This is a genomic window from Promicromonospora panici (assembly GCF_900608595.1).
GTDB lineage: Bacteria > Actinomycetota > Actinomycetes > Actinomycetales > Cellulomonadaceae > Promicromonospora > Promicromonospora panici.
On the sequence record NZ_UWYY01000006.1, the window covers coordinates 255207 to 275090 of the forward strand.

The following is a 19884-nucleotide window of genomic DNA, read 5'->3' on the forward strand; positions in this document are numbered from 1 at the left end:
CCGACGACGTTACGAGCCCCAGTACAGTAGGTTCCCTCAGGAAAGTATTGGAGGCCGTGTCATGGCCCGTACCAGCACCTGGTGCCCGCAGCCCGACGACGACCCGGCCGACGCCTGCCCGATCTCGCCCGTGGTCGATCTGGTGTTCAGCCGCTGGACCACGCCGATCCTCTGGGTGCTGCACGAGCACGGGACGCAGCGATTCGTCGAGCTGGAGCGGCGCATCGGCGTCACGCCCAAGGTGCTCACGCAGCGCCTGCGACAGATGGAACGCGACGGTCTGGTGCGGCGCGAGATCTACGCGGAGGTGCCGCCGCGCGTCGAGTACGAGATCACCGAGCTCGGCCGCAGCCTCCAGACGGTGTTCGCCGCCCTGGGTGACTGGTCCGGCGAGCACATGGCCGACGTCGAAAGAGCACGCGCCGGCTACGCGGGCCCGCTCCCGCGCTAGCGCCGTGCGCCGCGCGAGAGCGGGTGCCCGCCGTCTGGCGTCAGGCCTTGACGAACCGCAGCAGCGCGTCGTTGACCTCGTCCGCGTGGGTCCAGAGCAGGCCGTGCGGCGCGCCCTCGATCTCGACGTACTCCGCCTCGGGGAGCGCCTTGTGGAACGGGCGGGCCGTGGCGTCGATCGGGAGGATGTTGTCCTTGGTCCCGTGCAGGATCAGGGACGGCTTGCCGGCGGCCCGGACGGCCTCGACGTCGGCCCGGAAGTCCTCGATCCAGGCCGAGACGACGGCGTAGGCCGCGACCGGGGCGCTCCGCGTCGCGGTGTTCCAGCTCGCCGTGACGACCTCCTGGCTGATCCGGCCGCCGAGGTTCTCGTCCAGGTTGTAGAAGTCCTGGTAGAAGTTCGTGAACCAGGCGAAGCGGTCCGCACGAGCCGTCTCGGCGATACCGTCGAAGACCGACTGCGGCACGCCGGTCGGGTTGTCGTCGGTCGCGACGAGGAACGGCTCCAGCGAGGCGAGGAACGCGAGCTTGGCGACGCGCTCGTGACCGTAGTTCTTCACGTAGCGGGCCAGCTCGCCGGTACCCATCGAGAAGCCGACCAGGATGACGTCGCGCAGGTCGAGCGTGTTCAGCACCGCGTCGAGGTCCGCGGCGAAGGTGTCGTAGTTGTAGCCGGCCCCGACCTTGCTCGACTGCCCGAACCCGCGGCGGTCGTAGGTGATGACGCGGTAGCCCGCGGCGATCAGCTCGCGCGACTGGCGCTCCCAGCTGTTGCCGTCCAGCGGGTAGCCGTGGATGAGGACGACCGGCTGACCCGAGCCGTGGTCCTCGTAGTAGAGCTCGGTGCTGGTGCTGTTCTCGGTGCCGACCTTGATGAACCCCATGATCCGTTCCTCTCCTGATCTTTCGACCTAGGGAGAACGATCGTTCTCCCGATGTCAGCTACAGTAGAGAACGATCGTTCTCCGCGCAAGTCGTGCGGGACAGAAAATGGGGTGAGATCGCATGATCGACGAGAAGACTGCACGGCAGGCCGTGATCCGGGCCGCGGACGAGCTGTTCTACACGCGCGGCGTCCAGGCCGTGGGCATGGACGCGGTACGGACAGCGGCGGGCGTGTCCCTCAAGCGGATCTACTCGCTGTTCTCCTCGAAGGACGAGCTGATCGTCGCCGTCCTCCACCACCGCACCGCCGTCTGGGACTCGGGGCTCGCGTCGGCCTCCCAGCGGGCGACGTCGGCCCGTGAACGCATCCTCGCGATCTTCGACTTCCTGGACGCCTGGTTCCGGGAGCCGGACTTCCGCGGGTGCGCGTTCATCAACACGCACGGCGAGCTGGGCGCCTCCTCGACGGCGGTAGCCGACGCCGTCCGCGAGCAGAAGCGCAGCTTCCAGGAGTACGTCGCCCACCTCGTGGCCGACGCGGGCGCCCCCGCCGCCCTTGCCCCGCAGCTCGCGATCCTCGCCGAGGGTGCGCAGACGACGGCCGCCATCGCGGGCACCCCGGACGCCGCGCGCGACGCGCGGGCCGCGGCGGAGACGCTGCTCGACGTCGCGACGGGCCGCCCCCGCTGAACCCCGTGTTTGACCACAGCAGCAACTGCTGTGGTCGTCTGCCAGCTCCGTCAACCAGCCGGTGGGAGGATGAGGCCATGACTGACGAAGAGTCCGACGGCGGTACGCGGGAAGCGACCCCGCTCGCCGCCCAGATCGACCCGCACGAGGGCGACTTCGCGTTCCGCTGGGCGTACGGCAACCCGGAGGCGCCGTTCACGATCGTGGAGTTCGGCGACTTCGAGTGCCCGTACTGCGGCGCGGCCAAGCCCGTGCTGCACGAGCTCATCAACGGCTCCGAGGGCCAGGTCCGCCTGGTGTGGCGGCACTTCCCCCTGTTCGAGCCACACCCGTACGCGCTGACGGCGGCCCTCGCCGCCGAGGCCGCCGGTCATCAGGGAGCGTTCTGGCCGATGGCGGGCCTGCTCTTCAAGAACCAGAACAGCCTCGACGACGCCTCCATCGTGCGGTACGGCGAGCAGCTCGGGCTGGACACCGCCGCTCTGGTGGGCGACCCGGCGCAGCGGTTCTCCCACGCCGTCCGCAAGGACTACCAGGCGGGCATCGACGCCGGTGTGCACGGCACGCCCACGCTGTTCATCAACGGCGAGCCGTACAAGGGCGACGTCACGGTCACCGACCTGCGGGACACGATGTCGATGTCGCGCAAGCGAGCCCGCTTCCTCCGCCGGTAGCGGGCTACCTCGCCAGCAGCGCGCGCAGGTGGGCCACCACCTCGCCCGGCGACTGCTCGGCCATGAAGTGGCCCGCGTCCAGGGTGCGGTGCTCGAGGTCGGCGGCCCAGGCAGACCACAGGCCCGCCGCGTCGTACCCGAGCGCGGCGCCCCAGTCCTGCTGGAGCACCGTGACCGGCATGGTCAGGCGCCGTCCCGCCGCCCGGTCCGCCCGGTCGTGCTCGACGTCGATCCCTGCCGACGCGCGGTAGTCCGCCACGATCGAGGGCACCGCCTCGCGCGACGCCCGCAGGTACTCCGCCCGGACCTCCGCCGGGATCGCGTCCGGGCCGGTGCCCCAGGCATCGAGGAAGAACCCGAAGAAGTCGTCGGCGGAGGCCTCGATCATCCGCTCCGGCAGGCCGGGCGGCTGCGCCATCAGGTAGAGGTGGAATGCGACGGCGGCATCCGCGCCCTGCAGCACGTCCCACATGTCGAGGGTCGGCAGCACGTCGAGCACGGCGAGGTGCGTGATCCGGTCGGGATGGTCGAGGCCCGCGCGGATGGCGACGAGCGCACCCCGGTCGTGGCCGGCGAGGGCGAACGTCTCGTGGCCCAGCGCTCGCGCGAGCTCGACGACGTCCTGGGCCATCGTCCGCTTGGCGTAGGTGCTGGTGTCACGCCCGGCGGGCTTGTCGCTCGCACCGTAGCCGCGGAGGTCCGGGACGATCACGGTGTGGTCCCGGGCGAGGTCCGCGGCGACGTGCCGCCACATCAGGTGCGTCTGCGGAAAGCCGTGCAGCAGCACGACCGGGCTTCCGGAGCCGCCGACCGCTACGTTGAGGACGACGTCGCCCACGGCGACGCGCTGATAGTCGAAATCGGGGATCGTCTGTGTCATGCCCCGAATCTCCAGGACGTGGATGAGCAAGTGATGAGTGACCGTGTGCGGATCGGGGTGCTGGGCCCGGTGGTGGCGTGGGTCGACGGCGCCGAGGCGGCCCTGGGCGGCCCCCGGCAGCGGGCGGTCCTCGCGCGCCTGGTCGCCGCCCGGGGACGGGTGGTGACCGCCGACCGGCTGGTCGGGGACCTCTGGGACGACCCGCCCCCTGGCGCGCTGCCCGCGCTGCGGACGTTCGTCGCCGCCCTGCGCCGGGGCATCGAGCCCGGACGGCCGCCGCGCACCCCGGCCCGGCTGCTCGTGACCGAAGGGCCCGGCTACGCGCTGCGCGGCGTCGACGTGGACGCCTGGTCGTTCGAGACGACGGTGGCCGGTGCGCGCGACCTCGCGCCTGCCGCCGCGCGGACGACGCTCGACCGCGCGCTCGACGCCTGGCGCGGCACCCCGTACGCCGGCCTGGACCAGGCGTGGGCGGTCGCCGAGCGTGCCCGGCTGGCCGAGCTGCGGCTGGTCGCGATCGAGCGCAGCGCCGAGGCGGGGATCGCGCTCGGCGAGGCAGCCGACGTCGTCCCGTGCCTGGACGCACACGTGACCGAACATCCCTGGCGCGAGGACGGATGGCGGCTGCTCGCGCTCGGGCTGTACCGGTCGGGGCGGCAGGCGGACGCGCTGGCCGTGCTGCGCCGGGCGCGCGCGATGCTGGCCGGGGAGCTCGGCGTCGACCCGGGGCCGCGGCTCGCCGAGCTGGAGGCCCAGGTGCTGCGGCACGAGGTGGGCTCGGCGCCCGCGCCGGACGACGTCTGGCGCGACACCGCATCGGCCTACGAGCGCGTGGTCGCGGCGGGGGCGCGCACCCGGCTGGAGTCGACGGCGACACTGCTGCGCACGCTGGCGCTGACCGGCGGCGACGGTCTGGCCGCCGCGCGGTCGCAGCGGGTCGCCGCCGTCCGGGCGGCGGAGCAGCTCGGTGATCCGGAGCTCACGGCACGGGTGATCGGCGCGTTCGACGTGCCGGGTTCCTGGACCCGGTCGGACGACGCCGACGCGGCCGCGCAGGTGGCCGCCGCCGCCGAGCGCGTGCTGGCTGCCCTGCCCGAAGGTGCGCCCGACGCCGTCCGGGCGAGGCTGCTGGCGACGGTCGCGATCGAGTCGCGAGGGCTGCCGGGGCCTCGGGGTCCGGAGGCCGCGCGCCGGGCCGAGGAGCTCGCGCGGCGGGCCGGCGACCCCGCCGTGCTGGCGTTTGCCCTGGCCGGACGGTATCTGACCTGCTTCTCGCGTACGGGCCTGGCGCCGGAGCGGGACGCGATCGGCGTCGAGCTGATCTCGCTGGCGACCCGGCACGGGCTGTCCACGTTCGAGATCCTGGGGCACCTGGTGCGGATGCAAGCGTTATCGGCGCTCGGCGACTTTGCTGCGGCGCAGCGCCACGCGGACGCGGCCGCCGGACTCGGTGTGCGGTACGAGCGGCCGCTGGTCGAGGTGTTCACGGGGTGGTTCGCGGCGGTGCGTGTTGCGACGTCGAGCGACCCGGCCGACGGCGTGACCGGCCCCACGGGCCGCGGCGCGGTGGACGCCGCGGAACAGGCGTACCGCCGGGCCGCCGCGGCGCTCGATGGCTCCGGCATGCCTGGGCTGGCTGAGGGGCTGCTTCCGCTGGCGGTGCTCGCCCTGCGGGTGTGGCACGGCTTGCCCGCGGACATTGATTCGCGGGACGACGACGGCTGGGGCCCCTATGAGCCCTGGGCCCGGCCGCACCTGCTCCTGGCCCGCGGAGCTGACGCCTCTGCCGCCGTCCGCCGTATCCCGGGCCCGCCGCCCGGCCTGCTCACCGAGGTGCTCTGGATCCTGGCCGGACGCGCGGCGATAGCGGTGGGCGACCGCCGGATCGCCGAGCGCGCCCGCGCGGCGCTCGTTCCGGCCGCCGACGAGGTGGCCGCGGGGAGCGGCGTCCTGACCGCTGGCCCTGTCCGAGAGCACCTGGCGGCACTGACGGGGTTCCTCGCTGGCTGATCCGACTTCGGTCCCTTGCACCGCGTCCGATCCGACTTCGGTCCCATGCACCGGCGCCCGTTCCGACTTCGGTCCGTTGCTCTGAGATCGGTCAATCAACCGACCGATCTCAGAGCAACGGACCGATCTCAGAAATCCAGACGTGCATGGGACCGAACTCGATGATCCCTCTGACCCACCGACCCAGCCGAGCGATTGTGCCCGGAAGTCGCGGGTTCTTTGGGCCCAATCGCTCAGTGCGGTCGGCAGGGCCCTTACGCCGGCGGGCGCCACGCCCCCTCCGGGAGCGGCGGCGGGCCACTGGCCTCCTGCGGCGAGCACAGCGGCAGGCGGTTGCCGAAGTACCGGAGCACCACCGCGCCGATGACGCCGGACACGATCGAACCCACGATGACGCCGACCTTGGCCTCGTTGATCAGTGCCTCGTCGTCGAAGGCGAGCTCGCTGACGAACAGCGCGATGGTGAAGCCGATCCCGCACAGGAACGCACCGCCGGCGAGGTGCCCGTACCGCACCTGGCCGGGCAGGGTGCCGAGCCCCGTCACCAGCGCGATCATCGCCCCGAGGAAGACGCCGATCCCCTTGCCGAGCACGAGGCCCACGAGCACGCCGAGTGTCACCGGACTCGAAAGGGCTGCGCTGATCGACTCGCCGGACAGCGCGACGCCCGCGTTGGCGAGCCCGAACACCGGCACGACGACGTAGGAGCTGAGCGGGTGCAGCCCGTCAAGGATCCGGTCGCTCGTCGGGACCGCCGACCTCGCTGCGCTGACTGCGAGGCGCGAGCGGGCAGGGTCGAGCTCCTCCATGAGGGCGCGCGCGTACCACCCGAGGTGCCGGCGCGCCTCCTCGTCCTGTCCCCGGCGGGACGTCGGGATGGAGAGTCCGACGATGACGCCCGCGAGGGTCGGGTGCAGCCCGGACTCGAGGACCACCACCCACAGCACCAGGCCCACCAGCAGGTAAGGAGGGATCTGCCAGATCCCTATCCAGCGCATCGCGAACAGGACGACGGTCAGCAGGGCGGCCAGGACGAGCGCGCCCATCATCAGCGCGTCGGAGTAGAAGAGCCCGAGCAGGGCGATGGCGCCGATGTCGTCGAAGATCGCCAGGGTCAGCAGGAAGACCCGGAGCTGGTCCGGACAGCGCGGCCCGACCAGCGCGAGCACGCCGATCACGAACGCCGTGTCGGTGGACATCGGCAGGCCCCAGCCGGCGGCGTCGGGACCGGACGGGTTGATCAGGAGGTACATGCCGATCGGGACGGCCAGCCCGCCGATCGCGCCGAAGAGCGGAACGGACGCGGCGCGGAAGCTGCGCAGCTCGCCAACGGTCAGCTCGCGGTTCACCTCGACGCCGACCACCAGGAAGAACACGGCCATCAGGAAGTCGTTGACCCAGTGGTGCAACGACAGGTGCAGCTCCCAGGTGCCGACCGTGAGGTTGACCGGCGTCTCCCACAGGTCGTGGTACGAGCCGCCCGCCACGTTCGCCCACACGAGGGCGATGGCCGACGCCGCGAGCAGGAGCGTCGCGCCCCCGCCTTCGGTCGCGAAGTAGTTGCGCAGCCCTGGAGACAAGCGGGGATACGGGATGTCCACCCGGGGCCGGGGTCCCGGCCGGGTAGGCACGCCGGTGGGGATCCGGTCTGTCACGGGTCAAGTTTGACAGACGCTGGGGGACGGCTGTTCTCACGTCCACCGGGTTCCACATCGGGGCCCCCTTCGACCTGCTAGCATCTCGGGAAACCGCTTACCGAGGAGAGGCAAAGACGCCATGAATCGAACGTCCGACCCGAGCCGCCGCGCCTTCCTGACCGGCCTCGCTGCCGCGTCGCTAGCAGCCACCGCAGGACCCGCGGCGGCGGCACAGGCCGTGGCGCAGGCGCCCCGGACCGCCGCCGGCAAGACGTCCCCCGTCGGCACCATCTACATCGCGGGCGACTCCACCGCCGCGCCCAAGGATCTGGCGAACGGCCCCGAGACCGGCTGGGGCATGGCCCTGCCGTTCTACCTGTCAGGACGCATCGCAGTGGCCAACCACGCGCGCAACGGCCGGAGCTCCAAGAGCTTCGTCGACGAGGGCCGCCTGGACGCGATCGCCAGGACGATCACGGCAGGCGACGTCCTGGTGACCCAGTTCTCGCACAACGACGAAAAGATCGCGGACCCCGCGCGCGGCACCGACCCCTGGACCACGTACCAGGAGTACCTGACCATGTACGTCGACGTGGCCCGGTCCGCCGGCGCCCTGCCTGTGTTCGCAACCAGCGCCGAACGCCGCCGGTTCGACGCGAGCGGGAACGCCGTCGAGACCCACGGCGAGTACCCGCACGCCATGCGTGCCCTCGGGGAGCGCCTCGACGTGCCGGTGATCGACGTCCAGGTCCAGACCCTCGCGCTGTGGCAGGAGCTCGGGCCGGAGGAGACCAAGAACTACTTCCTGTGGACCGACACGAAGCAGGACAACACGCACTTCAAGCCGCGTGGTGCGTCCGCGGTCGCAGTCATGGTGGCGCGTGGGCTGGGCCGGACCGGCCTGCTGGGCCCGCGTGACCTGCGCCGGCTGGAAGAGGTGCCCGCCGACGACTGGTTCACCTGGCTTCCCGAGCCGCCTGCGTGACCGGCGAATGACGGCGCGGGGGACGCCTACCGAACGTCTCGCATGTGGACACCAGTGACCCCAAGTCGGGCCTGAACCACGACTGGCCATGGGCCAAGACCGCCGCCATCGCCTGGCAGCGACTGGACGACCTCATGCTCCCTGTGACCACCTGACTGCCGGACCCCGTCCCGAGACAACGAGAGGAGCGCCCGGGCCCCTGGAACCCGGCGCCGCGGCGACCCGCGGACCTCCGCCACGCCCCGACCCCGGAGACGACGCCCCACCAGCCCGATCAACCAGCGATGTCATCCCGCTGACTCATCGAGGCCGATCTACCTACTACCCGAACAATCGAGGTTAACGATCGACGCGGTCGAACCGGACCAATTGGTCCACATCCGCATTCTCCACGCCTGGATTTATTGCTATACGTGACCAGTCAGGCCCAGACCCGAGCTTTCCCGCCTTTGGCCAGATCGCCAGATGTGAATCTCCACTGGAGACTTCGATCCATCCCTGATCGCCAGGATCCCAGTCGTATACACCGTTCGGAACTCGGTTCTATTCACACTCTAAGCGCGCCCCGAAGTCGACCAGACCGGTCACTTCAACCCCGCTGCCCATCCAGCGTCGCGATCTCCGCCTCAAGCCCGTCACTGGGGTCGGCAGGCTGAAAAGACCAACAGCATCCGGCGGGCCGGCGGCTTCATTTGCCGCCCCGCCACGCGATGCGATCAGCATGGCAATTTGCGATCCAACAACAATCTGCACCAGATGCCGACTGTGCACCACACGACTCCACCTGCATAGATCCGGAGATCGTTCCAGTTTTCCTCGCTCGCTGTAGTAGACCATCCACCGATCCGACTCAGGCACCAAGCTGTAGGGCTCGTCGACGTCCGTCCCGATGCTGCACGCGCCACTCGGGACGTTGTGCAACCGCAGAGCAGTTTCAAGGTCCTGGATGGTCACCAAAGGTCTCGTCAAAGATTCCTACCGGGAGCGACTCGGACGGCGCCTCCCGCCACACTCATTTGACGAAAGTGCTACCCGAGTCTTCCAGATTTACCAGAGAGGCGGACCCGGTACCCACTCCAGGTTGAGGCCATTACGTCGCCGTCGCTCGTCAGCGTAAATCCCACGAAGCAGTCATTAGGTCCACCGTCAGGCAACTCAGCACGCCAGAGAATGTCCGAGCCAGATCCAATCTTCACTAGGTTGCGAACCTCTCCCTCGCCCACAGGAGGATCGAGAAGCACAATGGACGAGTTATGGTCAGGCAATACTTCCACCTCCACGACTGGTAATCCATCAGGTCGGCCCCTCCACTCAAGAGGAGGGAGATCACGCGAAATGCGCAGATCGCCGTCCTCCAAGGAGAAATGGGTTCTAGTCGTCATTGAAGCGGCACTTCCTTGCCAAACCTTGAGGGGGTGTTTGGTAGCAGCGGAAATTGAAGGGCGTCGACCGCAACGTCATTGACCACGCCCGCGCTTTCGCTCTGCGCGCTTCATCAACCAATAAACCGCGAGAGCGACAACCACGACCGCTCCACCGACGAAGACCACCCCAGTAAGGCCGATGAGCAGTACGATCCCATCATATTCCCACTCCATGTCGGAGCCCTACCCTTGATCTGAAAAGGTGCTGGCCAGCATCATTGAACAGCGCGATACTGCGTCAATCTGTTCAGGCTCACGAGACAACCGGCCCAAAAATACATCATCAAACAACCCATGATCAGAAATCCTATCCCGACCTTCATTGCCGTTCGACCCACATTCGGCTTGCCGAACGCGGAATCCATTGTCTCTCGAAAACCACGCGGAATCGGCCGATCCCCCTTCGGTTCGAACCAGCGATCATTTCTCTGATTGAATAGCAGGCTGAGAATTCCGGCAGCAATCTATGCCGTAGCTGCAATAAAGATCACGGGATGCACGGGCATCCCCAACTACGTCCGTCAAGGTTTGATTCACGCATTCTTATTCCCGATCACGCGCTAGCCCATGGCTCACGGTTCTCGCGTCGTCGCCGTCGACGACTCCGCCTGACCAGCACAGATATCGGCACCATGGCCACGACGAGAATTGTCCCGAGCGCGGCGAAGAAAGCGCCGATCTCAGCACCAAGAAGCGCGATGATGGACTGATCATCCATGCCTGCGGACCGCGGCCCGAGCTGCGCTTCCAGCTCCGCATACGAGGCGACCGTCACCTCGTCCTGATACTCGATGAGCAGCGTATCGAACCGCACCGGCAACTCATTCCAGATCAATGTGGCGGCACCTTCCCGCGCGGCATCGTCGTCCATGGGATCACCGACCAGAACCACCTCGACCCTGTCCTCCGACCGCTTCGTGCCTTCGAAGTGGCGTACGTGCACGCCGGCATCGTCGAACCCGAGCGCTATGAGCTCACTTCGGATCTGCGCCAACTCCGAATACGAAGAGCACCCGGCGAGTATCCCGAGAAGGGCGATCGCCACAACGAGCCAACCAGAACGTTTCGGCATCACGATCCTCCCCAACCTCACTAGGTTTCACGAGAGACCGAGAGCCAAGACCGTTCTCGCGAACTGGCATGGATCGAACCAGGCCCTACACAGTTCGCGCCAGTACCGAAGCAGGTGAATGACCTGGTGGTGCGGCGATGTGCTTGTCATACGGTGCCGTTGGACAACTTTGGCAACGCGACCGACCCAACGGATGCGACCGCTCTCAGCCCACCGCCCGCGTAGCCGCGATCGTCCCCAGCAACGACAGCGCCTCCGCCGCCGGCGAACCCGGCGTCGCGTGATAAACCACGAGCTCCTGCCCTGGCGCCCCACGCACGTCGAATACGTGCACGCGCAGCTCCATGTGACCGACCTCGGGATGCAGGAACCGCTTCGAGGTCAGCCGCTTCCCCCGCGCGTCGTGCTGGTCCCACATCGTCACGAAGTCCGGGCTCTTCACGCGCAGCTCGTCGACCACGCCCCGGATGGCGGGATCGCCCGGCGTCAGCCCGTCGGCCAGGCGGAGCCCGGCGACCGTGTTCTCCGCGACCAGGTGCCAGTCCGGGTAGAAGGTCCGCGCGCCCGGGTCGAGGAACGTCGCACGCGTCAGGTTCCGCGAGAACGGAAAACCCCCGAACAGCGCCTCGCCGAGCGGATTGGCCGCGAGCACGTCGAACGCCCGCCCGAGCACGATCGCCGGGCTGTCCCGCCACGAGAGCATGAGCTCCAGCAGCGACGCGTCCGCCTCCTCGACCGGCACCGGCGGCTCCGGCCGCGGGCTCAGGCCGGCCAGCCGGTACAGGTGCTGCCGGCCGTCGTGGTCCAGGCGCAGCACCTCGCCGAGCGAGTCCAGCACCTGCGGTGACGGGCTCACCTCGCGCCCCTGCTCCAGCCGGACGTAGTAGTCCACACTGACGCCGGTCAGCATCGCCACTTCTTCACGCCGCAGGCCGACGACGCGGCGCCTCCCGTACACGGGCAGGCCGAGCGCCTCCGGCGTCAGCTGGGCCCGCCTGCTGCGCAGGTAGTCGCCGAGCGGTGATGAGGTCATGCCTTCGACCGTACTCGTCCCGCCGGGCGTATCCAGGGTGTGTGGCACCCAGGAAGACCGCGTCCTTCCTGGGCTCCGTACGGCACCGCAGCCTGGAGCCATGACAACCAAAGCAGACACGAACACCCAGACCGCCAAGGTCGTCCTCGTCACCGGCGCCAGCAGCGGCATCGGCGAGGCCACCGCGCTCCGCCTGGCGGCGGAGGGCCACCAGGTCGTCCTCGGCGCCCGCCGCACGGACCGCCTCCAGGCACTGACAGAAAAGATCAAGGCCGACGGCGGCCAGGCCACCGCCCAGCGCCTCGACGTGACCGACCGCGACGCCGTCCGCGACGTCGTCGACGAGGTCGTCGAGGAGCACGGGCGCATCGACGTCATCGTGAACAACGCCGGGATCATGCCGCTGTCCAGGCTCGACGCGCTCCTCGTGGACGAGTGGGACCAGATGATCGACGTCAACGTCAAGGGACTGCTGCACGGGATCGCCGCGGTGCTGCCGCACTTCGCGCGGCAGGGCGGCGGGCACGTCGTGACGGTCGCGTCGGTCGGCGCGCACGAGGTGTATCCGACGTCCGCCGTGTACTCCGCCACCAAGTTCGCGGCCTGGGCGATCACCGAGGGTCTCCGCATGGAGGCCGACCCGAGCATCCGCACCACCACGATCACGCCCGGCACGGTCGAGAGCGAGCTGGCCGAGCACATCTCCGACCCCGGGGCGCAGACCTACATGAAGACCTTCCGCCGCAACCTCATCCCCGCCGACGCGATAGCCCGCGCCATCTCGTTCGCCCTCGACCAGCCGGCCGACGTCGACGTGAACGAGATCATCGTCCGCCCGGCGGCCCAGCGATGAACGCGGGGACCACCGGACGGCCCAAGGTCTGGTTCATCACCGGCGCATCCCGCGGCTTCGGCCGCGAGTTCGCCCGCGCGGCCCTGCGCCGCGGCGACCGCGTGGCCGCCACCGCCCGCTCCCTCTCGGCGCTCGACGATCTCGTGGCGGAGCACGGCGACCGGCTCCTGCCGCTCCAGCTCGACGTCACCGACCGCGCCGCCGACGAGGCCGCCGTCCGGCAGGCGCACGAACGGTTCGGGCGGATCGACGTCGTCGTCAACAATGCCGGGTACGGACACTTCGGCGCCGTCGAGGAGGTCACCGAGGCGGAGCTGCGCGCCCAGCTCGAGACGAACTTCTTCGGTGCGATATGGGTGACTCGGGCAGCCCTGCCGATCCTGCGCGGGCAGGGCAGCGGGCACGTGGTGCAGATGTCGAGCATCGGCGGCGTCGGTGCCTTCGCCAACCTCGGCGCGTACCACGCCTCGAAGTGGGCCCTGGAGGCCATCAGCGAGTCGCTGGCGATCGAGGTCGAGCCGCTGGGCATCCACGTGACCCTCGTGGAGCCCGGCGGCTTCGACACCGACTGGGCGGGGCCGTCCGCCCGCACCTCCGCGCCCTCGGAGACCTACGACTTCGTCCGTGAGGCCGCTGCCCGACGCCGGGGCGCGCAGGCACCCGGCTCCCCCGCCGCGGCCGCCGCCGCGCTGCTGGAGGTCGTGGACAGCGAGCACCCGCCGCTGCGCGCCCTGTTCGGCGCGCAGGCCCAGCAGATCGTCACCGGGATCTACGAGCGCCGCCTCCAGACCTGGCGGGACGGCGCGGACCTGGCCCGGCTTTCGCACGGCGAGACCTCACAAGGTGCTCCCGCTGGCGGGTGAGGTATCCGCCACGGAAGTCGGGCCTGTGCCTCGGACCCTGGCCAATACGAGCACTCCTGCGCTCACCGCGAGGAGCGAGGCGGCCAGGGTCACCGTGGTTCCCGACCCCACTGCTCCCGAGACCGCGGCAGGCTGGAAGCACAGACAATCTCGCCGATGTACTCGGCTTGTGCCAAGAAGGAATGGGTCGTGGCTCGAATGTCGTTCGTTGTGCGGCGATTGACCCAGATCGTGGTGATCGTCCGAATCAACGGCATGGCGATGCCGTTCGCGATGACGACGCCCACGATGGCGCCTGTGAGGTTCGGCGCCAATCCGACCAGCGCGAAGCTGATCAGTCCCGTGACGCATGAGAGGGCCAATGCTGTGCGGGCCCCGCGATCGTCATGGAGCCGATTCTGGGCGACGGCAAGGGCGAGAACCGCGAGCGCGTAGCCGGCCAAGGAGATGGCGGTGAACCACACCGTGCCGGACGTGCCCGAAGGAAGACCGAGGCTGGACAGCCGCACCGGATAGATCCGAGCAAACGAATCACCCGCGCCGTTCACCAGGACCGTGACGACAACCAGGACACATACGGTGCGGTCGGTAACCGCGAGCCGCGCTCCCCTACGGGCGATGCCAAGCGCGACGCGGAGGTGGTCCTTGCGCACCCGGACGAAGTTGTTCTCGGGAACAGCCGCGGTGAACCATGCTCCAAGCACGAGCATCAGAACGCCCGCGCCGACGATGGCGGCCGGTCGGTCGAGGATCGTCGCGAACGCGCCGAAGACGACGATGCCAGCCCCTGCTCCGATCATCTGCCACCGCCCCTGGGCGGCGATCAGCAGATGCATGCGCTCGGGCTGGTTGATCTCGTCCGTTGCCCACGCCACGTCCGATCCGCTGGCGAATGTCCAGGAGATTCCCCACAGCACCTGCGCCAGCATCAGCGGCAGGAAATCGGAGGACAATCCGGTCGTGATCATGGCGGCGGCCATGAGTACGTGTGAGGTGACGATCGCCGACTTGCGGCCGATGGTGTCGGACAGCACCCCGGCCGGAATCTCGAAGATGGTGCTCGCCACGCCCTGTGCGGCGGCGATGACAAGGAGCTGTGCCGGGGACAGACCCGCATCGACCGCCATGTACAAGCTGGTGACGAGCCACCAGCCGTTGTGCAGCACAGCCCGAAGAAAGTTCCAGACCAGGAACCGGCGCGCGAGCCGTTGCGAACCGCGGTGTGCGGAACCCCGGCGCGCCGGGGGCTTCACTGCCGCCTCCTGCCGGTGGTGCGCACGGGTCGGTAGTGGTCCGGGGCGGATTCGAGGACGCCCTCTCCGTGAGCCGCGCCGTACAACCCCGCACGTACCGCGTTCACCTGTGCTTTCCGCAGGGTTCCGGTGATCACTGCGATGGTCCCGGAGGTTTGGAGGGCCTCGGGGACGGCGCCGTGACGGCCTAGCAGAACGAGCACAGGGGACAGCTCGTCCGCAGGCGCTTCGAGCACGAACCGGTCGATGGGCTCGCAGACAGCCGTGCCCGCCCGCCTGAGTGCTTCGCGGACGACCAGGTCGGTCGTGCGTCGGACGTCTACGGCGCGCGGGCCCGCCGGAGGATAGTCGCTGTCGGTGACCGTGACTCGTATGTCGGCCACCTGCCACCCGTGCGGGCCGACCGCCAAGGGTTCGCGGAGGTACTCCTGGATCGCGGCCCGGTATCCGTCGACATTGCCGTAAACGTGCAGGGGTAGCGTTGCCCGGTCCGCGGTGATGACGAGCTCTGCACCAGCGCCGGGCACGGCCGGTTCGACGGTCACTGCGAGGGTGTAGTTGTACAGGTGGCCGGCTTCTCCCATGCGCAGCGCGGCACTGCCGGTTCCCGACGGCCGTTCGATGCAGACCACGCCGGTGTCGCGGAAGTCGACGTCGATGCCGTACTCGGCTGCCAGCGTGTCGGCCAGGACCTCCTGCTGCACTTCGCCGTAGATCCGAATCCGTGCAGCACCGCGCTCGGGCCGCAGGGCGATGAGCGGATCGATGTCGGCGAGCTCGGTGAGAGCCTGGTGCACCTCGCCCTGCCGAGCGGGATCACGGGCAACCACCCTGGTCTCGAAGCCCGGTTCCGGCAGCGCCGTTGGCGCGGCGGTGGCGGCCGGGCGGGAGCCGATCCAGTCTCCGATCCGAGCGCCGTCGAGGCCCCGGACGCGCGCGATCTGGCCGGCCGTCGCGCAAGGGCGCTGGACGGTACCGCCGGGTTCGAAAACCTCCACGGCTGTCACGGTCGCCGACCGGTCACCACCGAGCGACACCCGACCGCGGACGCCGAGCGTTCCGGCACGCATCCGCACCGTACAGACCCGCTGCCCTCCTGGTGGCCGTTCGACCTTGAACACCTGCGCCGCCACCGGGGCATGGTCGTCGCCGGGGGCTACGGGCAGAAGTTCGGTGACGGAACCGATCAGAGACCGGACGCCGGCACCGGTCCTGGCCGAACCGAACAGCACCGGATGGACGGTACCGGCACGCGTGAGGCGTCCGAGGGTCGCGCGGAGCCGCTGCGGTTCAACGGGGCGATCCCGGGCGAGCCAGTCCTTGAGCAGATCCTCGTCGTGATCCGCGATCAGCCCTGTCAGACGCTCGGCCTCGGTGGGGTCGTCCCACGTGCACGGAGCGGTCTCTGCTGCGGCCGTTCCGGGGTTGTGCACGTGCCCGAGCGGTACGAGAGCCGTGCTCAGACGCCTCCGAATCCCCTCGAGGACCGTCTCGGGCGCGGCACCGGCCCTGTCGATCTTGTTGACGAAGAAGACCACGGGGATGCCCAGGCGGTGCAGCGCCCGATACAGCACGATGGTCTGGGCCTGCACGCCTTCCACGGCGGACAGCACCAGGACCGCGCCGTCGAGGACCGCCAATGAGCGGTCGACCTCGGCGATGAAGTCGGGGTGGCCCGGAGTGTCGACAAGGTTGACGGTGACGTCATCGATCTCGAACGTCGCGACGGCAGAGCGGATCGTGATGCCCCGTCGCCGCTCCAGGGACAGGGTGTCGGTCTGAGTCGTGCCGTCATCAACCCGGCCGGCCTGTTCGATGGCACCACCGACGTGCAGCAGTGCCTCGGTCAGGCTGGTCTTACCGGCGTCGACGTGGGCGACCACGCCCAGATTGAGCCGCCGGGCGCCGGGCGACGCGCCGGCAGCGGCAGTGTCATGGCGTACAGGGACTGCGGAGTGCGGACGGTTCATGGCTCCTCGTGTGCAGGTCGGCGATGGCGGGGCACACGAATTCGCGCATGATGGGGTCCGTTTCTGTCGGCTGATCGCGGAACGACTTGTCAGACGCGATGTTCCAAGAGGCCATCCGGCACTGTCAACGCAATTCCGCGCGAGCGGCGGCTGTAGACCTGGCAGGACGGCACGGAGCTGGCTCGCCGATCCCACGGCAAGACGGACTGACCCGTGTTCAGCAGGCTGAGCGGGACCGTAATCTCGAGGATTCCGGCCCCTCTGAGCCTGCTGAACACGGGTCAGGAAGGGTCGTCGACCCGGTCAGGGTTCCGCGTGCAGACCCCGGTAGTTCGCGTGGAACAGCCGCTTGCCGACGGTGCGCAGCAGGACGTCGCGTACGGCCGGGTGCATACCGCGTGTGCGGTCGCGGCGGCGGGTCTGCTGTTGCACCCGCTCGATGCGCGGCCGCCTGCGCTGTTCGTACTGACGCAGCGCGGCGGGGATCGAGGCCGCCGAGCCGAGGGTGTCGGCCAGCACCAGGGCGTCCTCGAAGGCCATCGCAGCGCCCTGCGCCATGTTCGGCGTGGTGGCGTGGGCCGCATCGCCCATGAGCAGCACGTTCCCGCAGCTCCACGAGTCGAGCGAGACCTCCTCGATCGGCCCGCTGTGCGCCACGGTGGCAGCAGCGGCCAGCTCCGAGACCGGCGCCGCGAACCTGGCGACGAGCCCTGCCAGGCCGGCGTCGGCGTCGTCCGCGCTCACGTCGCAGTAGTAGTAGGCCAGGTCCGGGCTGATCGGAAAGGTCAGGAACGACGCCCCGCGGCCGAGCCGGACCGACCACACCGGCTCGAGGTCGCCGCGCGGGGCGAGCAGACGCCAGGCATGCAGGCCCGAGGCCCGCAGGCCGACGTCGCCGAACGCCAGGCGGCGCACGGTCGAGTGCGCGCCGTCGGCGCCGATGACCAGGTCGTAGCGGCCGGTGGAGCCGTCGTCGAACGTGACGTCCACGCCCGGACCGTCCGGGACCACCGACTCCGGGCTGGTGCTCCACCGGATCTTGACGTCCTCGGCGCCGTCGAGCAGGGCGCCGTGCAGGGCCGCGCGATGGGTCGCGACAGTCGGCGCGATGCCCTGCCACAGGTCCCCGGTGCCCACCTCGTAGAGCACGCGGCCGCTGTGGTCGGCCACACGTTGCCGCTCGATCCGCACGGCCGAGCCCACGACGGCGTCCTCGAGCCCGAGTGCCCGCAGGCCGCGCGCCGCGTTGGCCGGCAGAAAGATGCCCGCTCCGCCGACGTCGGGCGTGGCGGTCCGCTCGACCACCTCGATCTCCGCGCCCCAGGCGCGCAGCACCCGCACGACGGCGAGGCCGGCCACACCCGCGCCGACGACCAGCAGTTTCCGCCCGCCGCCGGACTGCCCAGAGGGTTCGGCGGAACCGCCGCCACGTGGCCGGGACATACGACTGCCTTTCGATGTCAGGGAGCGTCAGCGACGCCGGGGCAGCGGCCTCGGCTCGTCCGGGTTCGCGTCGGCACCGGCCTCGACCCCGCCGGCCGGCGCCATGGCGGCCGCCAGCTCGCTCTCGTCCGCCGTCGCCCGGCAGTAGACGCGTGTCCCGGTGCCCTTGCACAGCTCGTGCAGGCCGGCGGCGAAGGCGTTCAGGTCCTCCGGATCGGCGCGGCGGAACCGCCGCGACAGCGACCAGTGCCGCACGACGTCGTCCAGCGTCGTCGGCCGCACCATGCCGAACAGGGACACCAGGTGGTTGGACAGCCGGATCACGAGCCGGGCGCCGTCCGGGCTCTCGGCGACGAGCTGTGCGCTGCGCAGGCCGTCGTCCCCGACCGGGCCGCCCAGCAACCGCTCCAGCTGGCCAAGCACCGAGGCGGGGTCGACGACGTGGGATGACACGCTTCCGTCGATCTCGCCGCCGTCGATGGTCAGGGCCGCTGTCTCGTCGTCCGGGACTGCGAAATACTCGAACCTCATGCGCGCATCTTTCCGCATGCCAGGGGGTGCTCCGCGCCACATTCGGCCTGTGGCGGTTTCACCCCACGAAAATGTGACCTATACCGCAAAACGGGTGGGATCCAGGAAGCCGATGTCTCCGTAGGTCTGCTCCCCCACGGCGATCTGGGTCAGCAGCTCACCGACGCCCGCCGCATGCTTGAACCCGTGACCGCTGTCGCCGCCGGCCACGACCAGGCGCGGGTCGCCGTCCGGCCGGCCGACGAGGAACTGCTCGTCCGGCGAATCGGTGATCATGCACGGGATCGCCTTGACCGGTACCGGGTCCACCTGCGGGAACGCCGTCCCGACGGCGTCCGCGAGCCGGTCGACGTCGATCCGCGGGTGGATGTAGCGGTCGAGCTCGTCGGGGTCGGTGTAGTCCGAGCCGTGGTCGCCCAGACCGATCTTGATGTGGAAGCCGTCGCCGCTCCCGTGGCCCCACAGGCTCCGGCCGTCGCCGAGCTCGTAGATGAACGACGGGAAGGCCGACAGGTCGAACGACTGGGTGGCGTCCGCCCGGGGTGCGAACCAGTACAGCGGGGTGCGGCGCGGCCGCAGCGGCAGGCCGGGCAGGAGCTTCGGGTTCCACGCCCCGGCGGCGACCACGGCCTGCGCGGCCTCGAAGACGACGGTCGGCGTCACCACGCGCACGCCGCCGTCCACCAGCTCCACCGACGCCACCCGCGTGCCCGGGTACACCCGCGCTCCGGCCTCGGCGGCCGCGCGCACCTGCGCCCGGACGTTGCGCTCGGGGAAACAGAGGCCACCCTCGGGGTCGAGCACGCCGACGGCGTCGTCGGCGTAGCCCGCGAACTGCGGGTAGCGCTCGACGAGCTCGTCGTGGGTCAGGTGCGCCACGCCGATCCCCGCGGCGTCGGCCGCCGTCGTCGTGCCCTGGACGGGACGCGAGCCCGGGCGGCCCACGCTCAGGCACCCGATCTGCTCGACGTACGTCTCGCCGTACCGCTCCCCCAGGCCCGTCCACAGCTCCAGGGACTTGCGCGCCACAGCGGCCAGGCCGGGGTGCTCCATGCAGGCGACCCGGAACAGCCGCGTCACACCGTGCGATGACCCGAGGTTGTGCCCGACGTCGAAGCGGTCGATCCCGGTCACGTCGACGCCCCGCTCGGCGAGGCGCCAGAGCGCGGCGCTGCCGAACCCACCGAGACCGACGACAACGACGTCCGAGGTGATGGTTTCCATGCGGACC

At 69.8% G+C, this 19884-nt stretch carries 18 protein-coding genes and 1 pseudogene; 7 read left to right on the plus strand and 12 right to left on the minus strand.

Annotation, left to right across the window (positions count from 1 at the left end):
* Positions 1-61: 61 nt before the first annotated feature.
* Positions 62-451, plus strand: a complete 390-nt coding sequence (locus tag EW117_RS09060; protein WP_129785828.1) for a winged helix-turn-helix transcriptional regulator — start codon at positions 62-64, stop codon at positions 449-451.
* Between the two features lie 40 nt (positions 452-491).
* On the opposite strand, the gene EW117_RS09065 is transcribed toward EW117_RS09060, so the two are convergent.
* Positions 492-1334: an alpha/beta fold hydrolase gene (locus EW117_RS09065; RefSeq protein WP_129785830.1), complete on the minus strand. Its 843-nt coding sequence runs from the start codon at positions 1332-1334 to the stop codon at positions 492-494.
* Positions 1335-1455: 121 nt separating this feature from the next.
* Here EW117_RS09065 and EW117_RS09070 point away from each other — a divergent pair, with 121 nt between their 5' ends.
* Both EW117_RS09070 and EW117_RS09075 read left to right on the plus strand, forming a co-directional pair.
* On the plus strand, positions 1456-2025 hold the full coding sequence (locus EW117_RS09070) for a TetR/AcrR family transcriptional regulator (protein WP_129785832.1): 570 nt from the start codon (positions 1456-1458) through the stop codon (positions 2023-2025).
* A gap of 77 nt (positions 2026-2102) precedes the next feature.
* On the plus strand, positions 2103-2699 hold the full coding sequence (locus EW117_RS09075) for a DsbA family protein (protein ID WP_129785834.1): 597 nt from the start codon (positions 2103-2105) through the stop codon (positions 2697-2699).
* Positions 2700-2703: 4 nt separating this feature from the next.
* Here EW117_RS09075 and EW117_RS09080 read toward each other — a convergent pair whose 3' ends face one another.
* Positions 2704-3579, minus strand: a complete 876-nt coding sequence (locus EW117_RS09080; RefSeq protein ID WP_129785836.1) for an alpha/beta fold hydrolase — start codon at positions 3577-3579, stop codon at positions 2704-2706.
* 33 nt (positions 3580-3612) lie between these two features.
* Here EW117_RS09080 and EW117_RS09085 point away from each other — a divergent pair, with 33 nt between their 5' ends.
* Positions 3613-5589, plus strand: coding sequence for an ATP-binding protein (locus EW117_RS09085; RefSeq protein ID WP_129785838.1), 1977 nt, complete (start codon positions 3613-3615; stop codon positions 5587-5589).
* 254 nt (positions 5590-5843) lie between these two features.
* On the opposite strand, the gene nhaA is transcribed toward EW117_RS09085, so the two are convergent.
* Positions 5844-7244, minus strand: coding sequence for a Na+/H+ antiporter NhaA (nhaA, locus tag EW117_RS09090; protein ID WP_242504177.1), 1401 nt, complete (start codon positions 7242-7244; stop codon positions 5844-5846).
* A 121-nt stretch (positions 7245-7365) separates the two neighbouring features.
* On the opposite strand from nhaA, the gene EW117_RS09095 reads away from it, so the two are divergent.
* Complete coding sequence (locus EW117_RS09095; RefSeq protein WP_129785840.1) at positions 7366-8211, plus strand: rhamnogalacturonan acetylesterase; 846 nt, start codon at positions 7366-7368, stop codon at positions 8209-8211.
* A gap of 543 nt (positions 8212-8754) precedes the next feature.
* Here the strand turns inward: EW117_RS09095 and EW117_RS09100 are convergent.
* The 4 genes from EW117_RS09100 to EW117_RS09110 form a co-directional block, all read right to left on the minus strand.
* Complete coding sequence (locus EW117_RS09100) at positions 8755-9165, minus strand: hypothetical protein (protein ID WP_129785842.1); 411 nt, start codon at positions 9163-9165, stop codon at positions 8755-8757.
* 74 nt (positions 9166-9239) lie between these two features.
* On the minus strand, positions 9240-9593 hold the full coding sequence (locus EW117_RS30885; RefSeq protein ID WP_479725109.1) for a DUF7957 family protein: 354 nt from the start codon (positions 9591-9593) through the stop codon (positions 9240-9242).
* Positions 9594-10188: 595 nt separating this feature from the next.
* On the minus strand, positions 10189-10707 hold the full coding sequence (locus EW117_RS09105) for a hypothetical protein (RefSeq protein ID WP_129785844.1): 519 nt from the start codon (positions 10705-10707) through the stop codon (positions 10189-10191).
* A gap of 205 nt (positions 10708-10912) precedes the next feature.
* Positions 10913-11740, minus strand: a complete 828-nt coding sequence (locus tag EW117_RS09110; RefSeq protein WP_129785846.1) for a helix-turn-helix transcriptional regulator — start codon at positions 11738-11740, stop codon at positions 10913-10915.
* 100 nt (positions 11741-11840) lie between these two features.
* On the opposite strand from EW117_RS09110, the gene EW117_RS09115 reads away from it, so the two are divergent.
* Both EW117_RS09115 and EW117_RS09120 read left to right on the plus strand, forming a co-directional pair.
* Positions 11841-12593 carry an SDR family oxidoreductase gene (locus tag EW117_RS09115; RefSeq protein WP_129785848.1) on the plus strand — a complete coding sequence of 251 codons (753 nt, stop codon included), beginning with the start codon at positions 11841-11843 and terminating at the stop codon, positions 12591-12593.
* Complete coding sequence (locus EW117_RS09120) at positions 12590-13456, plus strand: oxidoreductase (protein ID WP_129785850.1); 867 nt, start codon at positions 12590-12592, stop codon at positions 13454-13456. Before EW117_RS09115 ends, EW117_RS09120 begins: the two co-directional genes overlap by 4 nt.
* An 89-nt stretch (positions 13457-13545) precedes the next feature.
* Here the strand turns inward: EW117_RS09120 and EW117_RS09125 are convergent, their stop codons facing one another.
* The 5 genes and pseudogenes from EW117_RS09125 to solA all read right to left on the minus strand — a co-directional run bounded on the left by EW117_RS09125 (position 13546) and on the right by solA (position 19877).
* Positions 13546-14709: an MFS transporter gene (locus EW117_RS09125; protein ID WP_129785852.1), complete on the minus strand. Its 1164-nt coding sequence runs from the start codon at positions 14707-14709 to the stop codon at positions 13546-13548.
* A 1187-nt stretch (positions 14710-15896) separates the two neighbouring features.
* A pseudogene (locus EW117_RS30775) lies at positions 15897-16679 on the minus strand (GTP-binding protein); the annotation flags it as partial.
* Positions 16680-16982: 303 nt separating this feature from the next.
* Positions 16983-18122, minus strand: a complete 1140-nt coding sequence (locus EW117_RS09135; RefSeq protein WP_129785854.1) for an FAD-dependent monooxygenase — start codon at positions 18120-18122, stop codon at positions 16983-16985.
* A gap of 27 nt (positions 18123-18149) precedes the next feature.
* A complete protein-coding gene (locus EW117_RS09140) occupies positions 18150-18653 on the minus strand; it encodes a hypothetical protein (protein WP_129785855.1) in 504 nt (167 codons plus the stop codon).
* A gap of 78 nt (positions 18654-18731) precedes the next feature.
* Positions 18732-19877, minus strand: coding sequence for an N-methyl-L-tryptophan oxidase (gene solA / locus EW117_RS09145; RefSeq protein WP_129785856.1), 1146 nt, complete (start codon positions 19875-19877; stop codon positions 18732-18734).
* Positions 19878-19884: the final 7 nt, after the last annotated feature.